This is a genomic window from Haloferax sp. KTX1 (assembly GCF_902410085.1).
Taxonomy (GTDB): domain Archaea; phylum Halobacteriota; class Halobacteria; order Halobacteriales; family Haloferacaceae; genus Haloferax; species Haloferax massiliensis.
The window spans coordinates 14,485-26,324 of the sequence record NZ_CABPRH010000005.1 but is presented as its reverse complement, the minus strand read 5'-3'; the positions used below and the strand labels follow the sequence as shown (position 1 = coordinate 26,324).

At 62.8% G+C, this 11,840-nt stretch carries 10 protein-coding genes; 8 read left to right on the top strand and 2 right to left on the bottom strand.

The genetic code is table 11. The annotated features are described in order from the left end of the window. Window positions 1-201 precede the first annotated feature (201 nt). Window positions 202-546, bottom strand: coding sequence for a hypothetical protein (locus tag FY251_RS09785; RefSeq protein ID WP_148414547.1), 345 nt, complete (start codon window positions 544-546; stop codon window positions 202-204). A 137-nt stretch (window positions 547-683) separates the two neighbouring features. On the opposite strand from FY251_RS09785, the gene FY251_RS09780 reads away from it, so the two are divergent. The 8 genes from FY251_RS09780 to FY251_RS09745 all read left to right on the top strand — a co-directional run bounded on the left by FY251_RS09780 (window position 684) and on the right by FY251_RS09745 (window position 9,602). After that, window positions 684-1,490, top strand: a complete 807-nt coding sequence (locus FY251_RS09780; RefSeq protein ID WP_148414762.1) for an aldo/keto reductase — start codon at window positions 684-686, stop codon at window positions 1,488-1,490. A gap of 137 nt (window positions 1,491-1,627) precedes the next feature. After that, a complete protein-coding gene (locus tag FY251_RS09775) occupies window positions 1,628-2,875 on the top strand; it encodes a saccharopine dehydrogenase family protein (RefSeq protein ID WP_148414546.1) in 1,248 nt (415 codons plus the stop codon). A 341-nt stretch (window positions 2,876-3,216) separates the two neighbouring features. After that, entirely contained in the window at window positions 3,217-3,627 is a 411-nt protein-coding gene (locus FY251_RS09770; protein WP_042662600.1) for an EamA family transporter, read from the top strand. A gap of 60 nt (window positions 3,628-3,687) precedes the next feature. Continuing rightward, a complete protein-coding gene (locus FY251_RS09765; RefSeq protein WP_148414545.1) occupies window positions 3,688-4,134 on the top strand; it encodes a universal stress protein in 447 nt (148 codons plus the stop codon). Between the two features lie 126 nt (window positions 4,135-4,260). Beyond that, entirely contained in the window at window positions 4,261-5,709 is a 1,449-nt protein-coding gene (locus tag FY251_RS09760) for an aldehyde dehydrogenase family protein (protein ID WP_148414544.1), read from the top strand. A gap of 236 nt (window positions 5,710-5,945) precedes the next feature. After that, the gene (locus tag FY251_RS09755; protein ID WP_255516649.1) at window positions 5,946-6,821 is read left to right on the top strand and encodes an IclR family transcriptional regulator; all 876 of its coding nucleotides are present in this window, start codon (window positions 5,946-5,948) and stop codon (window positions 6,819-6,821) included. A gap of 155 nt (window positions 6,822-6,976) precedes the next feature. Continuing rightward, a complete protein-coding gene (locus tag FY251_RS09750) occupies window positions 6,977-7,735 on the top strand; it encodes an HpcH/HpaI aldolase/citrate lyase family protein (RefSeq protein WP_148414543.1) in 759 nt (252 codons plus the stop codon). Between the two features lie 223 nt (window positions 7,736-7,958). Next, entirely contained in the window at window positions 7,959-9,602 is a 1,644-nt protein-coding gene (locus FY251_RS09745) for a BCCT family transporter (protein WP_148414542.1), read from the top strand. Window positions 9,603-10,184: 582 nt separating this feature from the next. Here FY251_RS09745 and FY251_RS09740 read toward each other — a convergent pair. After that, entirely contained in the window at window positions 10,185-11,738 is a 1,554-nt protein-coding gene (locus FY251_RS09740; protein ID WP_148414541.1) for a glycoside hydrolase 43 family protein, read from the bottom strand. Window positions 11,739-11,840: the final 102 nt, after the last annotated feature.

The following is an 11,840-nucleotide window of genomic DNA, read 5'->3' as shown; positions in this document are numbered from 1 at the left end:
TGAGTCTCGGTCGTCGGTGAATCTCGGCCGCCGTCGGGGGCGAGAATCGAACTGCTCGCACGGTCGGGGAGGCGGCCCGCGCCGCGGGAGGAACTCCGCCGGAGCGTGACGAGACGAGCGACCGGTCTCAGGCTCTGCTTGCAGCGTGCTATCTTTCGGTCCACGGCGCTGGCAATTAAAATTGCCGAGTGAGACGCGCGGTCACTCTCGCTCGGCGACCGCGCCCTCGACGAGGGATTTGAACGCCGACGACGTGATAGAGAAGACGGTGTTCGCGCTACTGTCGCGCGACCGGTGGACCGACTCGATTGGCTCGCCGTCGAGCCGTATCTGCCACGTGCTCAGTTTCGACGGCGACGGGTCGACGAGCCGGATGTTGCAGCCGTGACTCGCTTCGAGCTCCTCGACGACCGTGTGGACGTAGACGTCGTCTTCGAACTTCGGTGCGTCGTAGCCCGGGAGGTCGAGCTCCTCGCGAATCTCCACGTTCTCGTCCCACCACGGCGGAACGTCGTCGGGACGGTCTGTGTCAGAACTGTCGGTCATACTCACACCTCGTCAAGCAACCGCAAAGAAACTTCGCCTCGGTCCCAACCTGGTCGGAGTCAGGTGCTTCCGAGGGGCAAAGCGTTATACCTCGCTCGTTGGTAGTTGGTGTCGTGAGTAATAGTAGCACGTTTGAGATGGGTATCGGAACATGGTACCCGGACCAGCGACAGCGGTGCGTCGACAGCGTTCTCACCGCGCTCGACGAGGGGTATCGATGCGTAGACACCGCACAGCAGTACGGTACGGAGGAGTACGTCGGTGAAGCCATTCGACAGTCGGACGTTCCACGCGAAGAGGTGTTCGTCGCGACGAAGGTCCGGCCGAGCAACCTCAGCTACGACCGCGTACTCGAAAGCACGAAAGAGAGCCTGGACGCGCTCGGCGTCGAGACGATCGACCTACTGTACGTCCACTACCCGCTGAAGGCCTACGACGTCGAAGAGACGATGGCGGCGTTCACGGAACTGCACGAGCGGGGACTCATCGACAACGTCGGTCTCAGCAATTACTCGATACCGATGCTCGACGAGGCGATGGGGGTCCTTGACGCACCCCTATTTGCTCACCAGGTCGAGATGCACCCGCTCCTGCAGCAACAGCACCTGCTCGAACACGCCCAGCGACACGACTACTGGCTGGTCGCGTACCGGCCGCTCATCGGAGGCGACGTGCTGGAGGTGCCGACGCTCGTCGATATCGCCGACAAGTACGACGCGACACCGACGCAGGTGAGTTTGGCCTGGCTGCTGAGCAAAGACCGGGTCGCGGCCATTCCAAAGGCGACAGGCGACCACGTCGCGGACAACTGGGCTGCCCGAGAGTTAGAGCTCGCAGCCGAAGACATCGCCGAAATCGACGCTATCAGCGAGGAGAGGCGGACCGTCACGCGCGAGTCGAGTCTGATGATTCACGACGAGCCGATGCCCTGGGAAGAAGCGTAGGTCCTTCGAGACGACCAGCGGGCGGCTTTCGCCGATTCACGGGAACGGGTCGGGGTTCGGTCCGTCGGAGACGCGGACTGCGGCGAACCGACACCCCATAGAATTAAGTTGGTTAATCATGCATGTTCAGTCGTATCATGAGCGGTAAGACCGTAGTCCTTGGCGGTTCCGGAGCGATGACCTCCGCCTGCGTGTACGACCTGTACCGAACCAGCGACTTCGACGAAATCGTCGTCGCGGACGCCGACGAGAAGAACGCCCGACGGCTCGTCGAACTAATCGACGACGACCGCGTCACGTTCGAGCCCGTGGACGCGACGAGCGCGGACGACATCGCCCGCGTCCTCGACGACGCGGCGTACGTGGTGAACGGGCTCCCGTACCAGTTCGAAGAGAACGTCCTCGACGCCATCGTCGAGGTCGGCGACCTCACCGGTGTCGACCTGAACGCCTTCGACTTCGACGCCGTACTCAGCCGGTCCGACGAGTTCGCTGAGGCGGGTTGTTCGCTGTGGTTCGCGAACGGCGGCCTCGTCAGCACGATCGCGCTCGGCATGGTCGGCTGCGACGAGTTCGACGACGTCGAGGACGTGAACTTCTACTGGGGGATGTGGCGGCTCCTCAGCCAGACGACCGCCGGCCTCACCGACACCGTTACCTACGAACACGACCCGAACGTCGACGAGCGGGCCCGCTGGGAAGACGGAGCGGTCATCAACGACCTCCCGCCGTTCTCTCAGGAGCGGACGTTCGAGTTCCCCGGTCCCATCGGGGAACAGGAGACGTACGTCATCTCCCATCCCGAACCCATCACGTTCCCGAAGGCACCCATCGCACAGGAGACGAACGTCGACCGAATCATCACCCGCGGCGTCTGGCACGACGAGTGGGCCGAATACGAGCGGACGCTCCACGCGATGGACGCGTTCGACGCGGACCCCATCGAGGTCGAAGGCGGGACCGTCGACCCCCTCGAAGTCGCCCAGTCGCAGGTCAAGCGCGCCGGCCGACAGCGAGACGCCGAGTGGCGGGCTCCCGAGGAACTCGCCAGCGAGACGGAGTGGACGCCACAGACGATTCTCTCGTCGGAAGTCACGGGGACGGCGGCCGGAGAAGCGGGGACCGCGGTCTACCACTTCGAACAGCCGTTCCCGTTCTTCGACGGCAACGAAATCTCGATGATGCGGGAGTACGGCTGCTACGTCGGCGTGCCGCTGTCGGTGACGCTTCAGCTCATGGCCGAGGGTTCCGTGGACAAAGACGGAATCTTCGTGACCGAGACCAGCGGCATGGACGCCGAGCGGTACTTCGAGATGATGGAAGCGCGCGGCTTCGAGCTGACCGAAGAACAGACGCCGCCTAAGCAGGCCGCGACGTCCGCGTAAGCGAACGCGCCGAGAGTCTCGGTCGCTGTCCCTCTCGATTCGACAGTTGTCGTATAAAGATTTAACCTACTGTCGAGTCGACGTGGACCTGTATGCGATGTCCAAACTGCGACGAAACCCTCGTCGCCGTCGAGACGTACCACGACAGCGAGTTCGTCTGTAGAACGTGCGGGTACTACCTCCCCCGGGGGTCGGATTGACCCGACGAGTGACGCATTCCTCGGACGCCGGCCGAGCCAGGGGGAGAAAGGGACGTGAGCAGGCTTTCTTCCGGGTGAGTTCCGTCACGGACAGCCAAAGAACCAATACCGGTTGTCCCTGACATACGGGTAACGCACGCTATGTCGAAGACAGTTATCTTCGCGTTCGGGTCGATGGCGCTCTACGCGGGCTGGGCGTTTCTCGCCAAGGTCGCAACGAAGTCGCTCCCGGCGGAGCAAGCGGTCATCTACACGTACGTCGCCGGGCTCACGGCCGCCGCCTCGTACCTCCTTTGGCGCGGCGGCCCGGTCGTCGTCTCCACGAGGGGAATCGGATTCGCGCTCGCGGGCGGACTGTTCCTCGGACTCGGAACGATCAGCTACTACCTCGCGCTCAGTCAGGGCTCCGCCGCCGTCGCGACGAGCATCAGCGGGATGTACCTCCTCGGGACGACGCTCCTCGCGGTCGTCTTCCTGGAGGAGTCGCTCGGTCAGGTCAAGATTGCGGGCATCGCGCTGGCGGTCGGCGCAGTGATACTGCTCGCGCAGTGAGCGACGGAGGGCAATACCGCCTCCCAAGGAGATTAGTCACCTGACCTCGATACGGTGGATATGGCAATCGTGACCGCAATCGACGATTCGGACCGAGCAGCGACCGTACTCTCGAAGGCGTCGGCTCTCGCCGCGGACCTCGACGAACCGCTTCACTCGCTTCACGTGCTCCAGCGTACGGACCTCGTTGACACCCTCGAAAAGGAGGTCGAGGGGCAGGCAGTCACCGAGAACCACGAGGTCAGACGCGTTGGAGCGGAGATTATCGAGCGGGCGGCGGCGGACGGAGAACTCGAACACGACACAGCGGAGATCGAGAACGTCGTCCGCGTCGGCGACCCGGCGGAGCAGATCACGACGTACGCCGACAGCGTCGACACCCGGTATATCGTCGTCGGGGGACGACGCAGGTCGCCGACGGGGAAGGCCCTGTTCGGAAGCGTCACGCAGCGCGTGATGCTCAGTTCCGAAGTACCGGTGCTCAACGTCCCAACGGGCACCGAGTAGCGGTACGCGCCACTCCGAGACCGCCGGCGTAACTCGTGAGAGACGCAGCGACCGCGATGGCCGCGACGGCACCCGGATTGACGATACCGACAGATATTATAATGAGGGTTCTGTGAATGAGAGTACATGCCGGCGTTCAATAACTACTGTAACGGCAAGTGGACAGGCTCTGAATCAGGCGAGACGTTCGAGGTGCGGAACCCCGCGGACCCGGACGACGTAATCGGCGAGTTCCCGTCGTCGACGGCCGACGACACCCGAGACGCGGTGGATGCCGCGGTCGCGGCTCAAGCGGCGTGGGAAGACACCCCAGCGCCCGAGCGCGGTGCGATTCTCCGCCGCGCCGCGTCGCGTCTCGAATCCCGGTCCGACGAGGTCGCCGAACTCCTCGCTCGGGAGGAAGGAAAAGCACTCCCCGAGGCGACGGGCGAAGTCGGCCGGGCCGTCGGTATCCTGTACTACTTCGCCGAGAAGGCGCTGGACCTGGGTGGCGAGGTCAAAGCGTCGAGTTCACAGGACACGCGACTCGAAACCAAGACCGAGCCGCTGGGCACGGTCGGGCTGATTACGCCGTGGAACTACCCAATCGCCATCCCGACGTGGAAACTCGCACCCGCACTCGTCACCGGGAACACCGTCGTTCTCAAGCCCGCGTCTCGGGCGCCCGCCGTCGCACACGAAGTTGCTAAGTGCCTCGACGAGGCCGGTCTTCCGGACGGCGTGCTCAACGTCATTACCGGTTCGGGCAGCAAGGTCGGCGGCACGCTCACGACCCACGACGACATCGACGCGATTTCCTTCACCGGGAGCACGGTCGTGGGACAGCAGGTCGGCGAGACGGCCGCGGCGGACGGCAAGCGCATCCAACTTGAGATGGGCGGGAAGAACCCGACGGTCGTGATGCCGAGCGCCGACGTCAGTACCGCCGCGGAAATCGTCTCCGACGGCGCGTTTGGCGGAACCGGACAGGCCTGTACCGCGGCGTCCCGAGCCATCGTCCACGAGGACGTCTACGACGAGTTCGTCGACGAACTCGTGGCCGCTGCGGAGGACATCAGCATCGGGCCAGCACTGGACGGCTACGACATGGGGCCGCACGTCAGTAAATCCGAACTCGAAGGGACGTTAGACTACATCGACGTCGGTGTCTCGGAGGGAGCGACTCTCGAAACCGGTGGGTCCGTCCCCGAAGCACCGCGCCACGAGTCGGGCTACTTCGTCGAGCCGGCGGTCTTCTCGGACGTCTCCAGCGAGATGCGCATCGCACAGGAAGAGATTTTCGGGCCGGTCGTGGGTGTCATCCCCGCGAGTTCTTACGAAGAGGCGGTGACGCTCGCCAACGACACCAAATACGGCCTCTCCGCCAGTATCGTCACGCAGGACCTCAGCGAGGCCCATCAGTTTGCCGACGACGTCGAAGCCGGCGTCGTCAAGGTCAACGAGAAGACGACCGGTCTCGAACTCCACGTCCCCTTCGGCGGCATGAAGTCGTCGTCGAGCGAGACGTGGCGCGAACAGGGTGACGCCGGCCTCGACTTCTTCACGACGTCGAAGACGGTGTATCTCAACTACTGAGCCCGGTTCCGAGTTCACGCGCCCCGCACTTCCCGCTGTTTTTTACTTTTCCCGACCACGCAGAGCGTCGCGTCCGCATTCGACAGGGTACTAACACGACGAGACCGAGGGACACCGCCAGGGCGTTCTACGACATCGAACGAGTTTGTGCCTGTCGAGCGAGCGTTTGGCCGCCGATTTCGTTACAAACATATGTCTGTAAAGGGGGTCCGTACTAAAACAACAGTCCACGAGAGGTGCCAGAAACCGTCACTGAAAGCGCCGATGACTTTTCAAACAGGCGTTCGACTACAACGAACGATTATCGGTTGGGAAACACTCTAGGGGCTGGACGCGGTAGGAGTCACATGACCGAGAAAGCGACCCGGCCGATACGGTCGGACGAAACGCTGCTGGCGATACTCGAAGCGCTGGAAGAGCGGACGGCCCCGAGCGTCAGCGACGTGGCCACGCACGCGGGAGTCTCGAAGAGCACGGCGCACAACCACCTGAGCACGCTCCGCGAACACGGCTACGTAGTCGACGGCGATCGGGGCTACGAACTCAGCCTCCGGTTTCTGGAACTCGGCGAGAGCGCTCGCACGAACACGGAGATATACGAGGTCGCTCGGCCGCACGCCGACGATATCTCCCGGGAGACCAGACTACTCGTCAACATCAGTGTTGAGGACCGGGGGAAGGGCGTGTACCTCTACCGGACGAGAGGCGATGACCGCATCCGCCTGTCGACGCGGGCCGGCGAAGTCCACGAGCTACATTGCACCGCCACCGGAAAGGCGCTTCTCGCGCACTTGCCGGAGCGGCGGGTCGAATCGATTCTCGACCGGCACGGCCTTCCGAAGCGGTCGGAAAACACGATAACGGACCGCGAGACGCTCCGCACGGAGTTAGCCGAGATACGCGAGCGAGGATACTCGGTAGACGACGAGGAGTACGGACAGGGGCTGCGGTGCGTCGGGGTTCCGGTCCTGAACGGCGATGACGCGGTCATCGGGGCGCTGAGTGCGTCGGGGCCCGCGACGGAGGTCGTCGGTGAGAGGTTGACGACGGAGCTGCCCACACACCTCAAGCGGGTCAGAAACCGGATCGAGTTGAACCTCCGCGATTACTGACGCGGGAGCTACCGTTCGTCGCTCCCACGGGCGCGATCGAAGCGCCGAGCGGGGCGCACCCATGACGCCAAGCCGTGTTCTATCACGCGAAACACCGGGTGCATGCAGTGCGGTCGGCGGCAGATTGATAGTTCAGCCCTCGAAACGTTCTTCATATGACTGGGAGCTCTCTCCGCGAGCGGATCGTAGACGGCGGTTCCGTCCTCGGCACGTTTCAGATCGTGAATTCGATGATGGTCTCCGAAATCGCGACCGTGGCGGGGTTCGACTTCGTCGTCATCGATCAAGAACACGGCCCCGCCACTGCACAAGCGACAATGCGCGCCTGTGCCGGCGCACAGTCGCAGGGCGGGGCGGCGGTCGTCAGGGTCCGGGAGAACGCGCCGGGGGAAATCCAGCGGGCCCTGGACGTCGGCGCCGACGGCGTGCAGGTCCCACAGGTAGAAACCGCGGACGACGCTCGACGCGCGGTGAACGCGGCCAAATTCCACCCGGTAGGCGAACGCGGACTCTCGCCCTACGGCCGCGCCGGAACGTACGAGGGGGGACCCGAGTTCGAATCGACGCAGAACGAAGAGACTGTGCTGGCGTTGCAGGTAGAGGGCGTGAAAGCGGTTGATAACGTCGATTCCATCCTCGACGTCGACGGTATCGACGTCCTGTTTCTGGGACCGTACGACCTCTCGCAATCGCTCGGCGTCCCCGGCGACGTGCAACACGATGACGTCGTCGAGACAATGCGGTCCGTCGTCCGCAAAGCCAGGGACACCGGCACGGTCGTTGGAACGTACGCCGACACGCCAACGCAGGCGCGGAACTGGCTCGAAACAGGCGTCCAGTACGTCACGCTCACCGAAGACGCCCCCGTTCTCCGCGACGCCTTCGCGGAGCTGGCCGGCGCAGTCGAGCGCTGAGCGGTCTCGACGCGGCGGCGGCCGCTGTGCGCGACCGTCAGTTTGAGTAGAGATTCAAAGGGTTTAAATACATAAACACTGACCACACATAGTGTATGTCAGGTATTAACAGGCAGTTTGTGGGAACTGCGGAACGCGTACTCCACCGAGTCGCGAAGACCCAGAAGATGTTCCACCGACTCGGGCCAGCGCGCAGTAACTTCACCCGGACGTAACTATTCCAATGCCAGGCTCACCAATCCGCGATGAGATCGCCAACCTGTACGACGAGATCGACACCCCCGTGTTCGCGATCGGGGTCTTCCTAACGGGCGTTCTCGTCTCGGCGTTAGCCTTTTATCCGAAAGCGTCGAGCACCGTGATCGGGAACGTCAACGAAGTCATCACGACGAACCTCTCGTGGTACTTTCAGGCGCTGATTTTCGCGCTCGTAATATTCTTCCTGTTCGTGATGATCAGCCCGTGGGGAGAGATTAAATTAGGCAAGCCGGACGAGCCGCCGGAGTTCAGCTACGGGTCGTACATCATGATGGTGTTCGCGGCGACCTTCGGGGCCGGAATCGTGTTCTGGGGGGCCGCAGAGACGCTGTCCCACTACGAGACCGTCCCTCCCTTGGTCAACGCGCAACCACAATCGGTCGGCGCGATGATCGGCGCGATGCAGTACACGATGTTCCACTGGGGCATCTCGCCGTGGGTCAACCACATGATACTGTCAGTCCCGCTCGCGTACTACGTCCATCGCAAGGACGCCCCGATGAAGCCGTCCTCGGTGTTCGTACCGATTCTGGGCGTGAACAACTTGGATAAGACCTGGCTGAAGATCGTCGACGTCATCGCCGTGGTCGCCGCGGCCGGCGGCGCGACAGTTACGGTCGGACTCGCCGCCCAACAGTTCATCACCGGACTGTCGTACAACTACGGCGTGTCGGTCGGTGACTTCGGGATTATCGCCCTCGTGACGGGGCTGACGGTCGGCTACACCGCTTCGGCCGTGTTGGGAATCGAAAAGGGAATAAAGCGAGTGTCCACGTTCAACGTGGTGCTCTTCCTGTTCATCCTCGTCTGCATTCTCGTCTTCTCGCCGTTCGCGTCGATATTCAACCTCGGGACCGCGGGCATGGGGAAGTACATCGCGAACTTCGTCGATATGTCGCTGTACGTCAACGTGGGCGGCGGGCAGTCGTGGGTCGGTTCGTGGACGGTGTTCTACTGGGCGTGGTGGATTAGCTTCGCCCCGATGACCGGCATCTTCATCGCGCGCATCAGCCGCGGTCGGACGCTCAAACAGGTCATCTTCGGCGCGATGGTCGGCGGTACCGCCGCGACGCTGCCGTGGTTCGTCACCATGGGCGGCTACTCCATGCTGCTCCAGCACTCGGGGCAGGTCGACCTGCTGTCTATCATCGATTCCTACGGAATCTCGGTCGCTACGTATCCGATTCTGGCGCAACTGCCGTTCGGGGAACTGTTCGTCGTGCTGTTCTTACTGCTCGTGTTCACCTTCCTCATTACGACCATCGACTCCGCGACGATCAGCCTGGCCATCCTCACCACCAGCGGGGGAACACAGCACCCCTCGATCGCCAACCGGTTCGTCTGGGGCGTGATTATCGGGCTTCTCACGTCGCTACTCCTGATAATCGGCGGCGTGGGAATCCTCCAGAACTTCACGATCATCGCGGGGCTCCCGATGGCGCTTCTCGCCTTGGTGACCGTGATCGGGTTCGCGTATCAGCTAGAGAAGAGCCGCCCCGTCCTACTCACGCGCGAGGAAGACTGGGGGTCGTCGAACGCGCTTGTCAACTGGGTCTCGTCGGCGAAACAGTCACAAAGTAATTCTGACAAGAGCACGGACAATGATTAGTCAGATTTCGGTAACGAATCGGATTTGACGTCGTTCGGAACTCCGCCCTGCCCCGGTCGATTATCTCTCCATACCAATGGGGACGAACCGACCGCACAACGACCGTGGTGTTGTTAGTATAGTCGGCAACTGCCGGGACTGGTGGAGTCATCACGGTCGTGACTGCTCGTGAGCAACTCAGTAACCGGTTAGCATTATAGCGCTGTTTTCCCCGGAGGAGCGTTAGAGATTCGTCTTCGTGTTCTGCGTCTCGATTCGGACGGGTCGGAGGTACCGAATCGGTCACCTCGGACGGAGAGTTCCGCACTAACAGTAGTGGAGGAATAGTACAGATTACTCGCCGGTGTCTCAACTGATGTTCGAATCCCGCTCTCGGTCGTCGAGTCCACAGATTCGCTGTGCGAGTTCGGCTTCTGGCCGCCCAGTCTCACTGCCCGATAACCCTTACCCCTGACGTGAAACACGTCGTTCCCGGCAACACCCCACTTCGAGAGAATATTTGCGTGGTGATACTACATCCCGAGATTATTGATAAAATTCCCGTTATATTAGGCGCAGAACGTGCGCCCCTCTGGAGACAGTTCAGTCGCTGACCTCGAAGTACTCGAAGTCGCAGTAGCCATCACCGACCCCAGAGTCGGTCGACCGCGCGACGAACAGACCGATTTTGGCACCGATCCAGCGCCCCTGCTGGGCTTGAAACGGCTCTCCAATCGACTCGAAGCCGGCATCGCCCGTCGCGTACGCGAACTGGACGCGACCCCCGTCCTCGACGGTCGCCCGCAGTCGTGCGGACGAGCCTCGGAGGGGGACTCGTTCGACGACCGTATCGGGGTCGCCCTCCGATGGGTTGGTGTTACGTCCCTGTATCAGGCGGACTCCGTCCGTGCTCTCGCGGATACTGAGGTAGGCGTACTCGGAGCCCATGACGAGAAGCCCCCCGTGTCCGGTTTCTTCTTGGAGGCCGCATCGGACTTCTGTCGTCGCCGTGAACGCCGGGGCGGGGAACTTCTGGAGGAGGAGATTCGGGGCGGTCCACAGGTTCTCAGACGCATCGACACGCTGTCGGAACAGGCGGAGCGCGCCGGGACGGTGGGTGAGCGAGTGCCAACCGAACTTCGGGTTCCCGTGCCATTGCCACTGGAGCCCTAAGCGGGCCGCTTCGAAGTCGTCGGAGGTCTGCGGGACCATCGTCGGAAGCGTCTCAGCAGCGACATCGGGTTTTTCGTGCGTTCGAACCGGCTCGCCGGTCCCATCGCCGTCCTCGTCGCGGCCGATGACGGGCCACCCGTCGGTCCAAGCGACCGGCTGAAGGTGGACGATGCGGCCGTACGGGTCGGCCTCTTGGAAGTGGACGAACCAGTCTTCGCCGCCGTCCAAGCCTACGAGCGCTCCCTGATGCGGCCCGTTAATCGGCGTCTCCCCCTGGGCGAGGACGACTCGGTCGTCGTACGGGCCGTAGATGTCGTCCGAGCGAAGGACCGTCTGCCACCCGTCGCTAACGCCGCCGGCGGGCGCGAAGATGTAGTAACTCCCGTCCCGCTCGTACAGCTTCGGCCCCTCGATTGTCGGGTGGTCGTCGTGGCCGTCGAACACCTGCCTGCTCTCGCCGGTGATGTGCGTCCCGTCCGGTGCCATCGGGGCGATGTTGAGCACGCTGTTGAATCCGGCACGGCTCTTGGCGAACGCGTGGGCGAGATACGCGTTCCCGTCGTCGTCCCACAGCGGTGCCGTGTCGATCCACCCCTCGGCCTCGTGCACGAGCGTCAGGTCGGACCACCGACCACGGGGGTCGTCGGTCTCGGTCATGTAGACGCCGCGGTCGGGGTCGCCGTAGAAGATGTAGAACGTCCCCTCGTGGTAGTTGATCGAGGGCGCCCAGACGCCGTTTCCGTGCTGCGGACGGTCGAAATCCGGTGGTAACTCGTCGATGGCGTGATTGATGAGTCGCCAGTTCACGAGGTCGCGCGAGTGGAGTATCGGGAGTCCGGGGACGGCGTTGAAGCTCGAAGCGGTCATGAAGAAGTCATCACCCGCGCGAACGACGTCGGGGTCGGAGTAGTCCGCGTAGATGACCGGGTTCCGATACCGGCCGTCGTCGAGGTTCGGGTCCCAGACCGCCGGGGCGTGTTTCATGATAGCTGACAACAAGTAACGCACGAATAAACGTTGTGTTCAGGGGCTTCGAGTGCGTGGCGTTTGACGTCCTCATTAAGCGGTCCGTCGCTAATATACGTT

Excerpts from the sequence above, each read along its gene's own strand:
- FY251_RS09785 (WP_148414547.1), bottom strand. The coding sequence starts at position 546 with ATGACCGACAGTTCTGACACAGACCGTCCCGACGACGTTCCGCCGTGG.
- FY251_RS09780 (WP_148414762.1), top strand. The coding sequence starts at position 684 with ATGGGTATCGGAACATGGTACCCGGACCAGCGACAGCGGTGCGTCGAC.
- FY251_RS09775 (WP_148414546.1), top strand. The coding sequence starts at position 1,628 with ATGAGCGGTAAGACCGTAGTCCTTGGCGGTTCCGGAGCGATGACCTCC.
- FY251_RS09770 (WP_042662600.1), top strand. The coding sequence starts at position 3,217 with ATGTCGAAGACAGTTATCTTCGCGTTCGGGTCGATGGCGCTCTACGCG.
- FY251_RS09765 (WP_148414545.1), top strand. The coding sequence starts at position 3,688 with ATGGCAATCGTGACCGCAATCGACGATTCGGACCGAGCAGCGACCGTA.
- FY251_RS09760 (WP_148414544.1), top strand. The coding sequence starts at position 4,261 with ATGCCGGCGTTCAATAACTACTGTAACGGCAAGTGGACAGGCTCTGAA.
- FY251_RS09750 (WP_148414543.1), top strand. The coding sequence starts at position 6,977 with ATGACTGGGAGCTCTCTCCGCGAGCGGATCGTAGACGGCGGTTCCGTC.
- FY251_RS09745 (WP_148414542.1), top strand. The coding sequence starts at position 7,959 with ATGCCAGGCTCACCAATCCGCGATGAGATCGCCAACCTGTACGACGAG.
- FY251_RS09740 (WP_148414541.1), bottom strand. The coding sequence starts at position 11,738 with ATGAAACACGCCCCGGCGGTCTGGGACCCGAACCTCGACGACGGCCGG.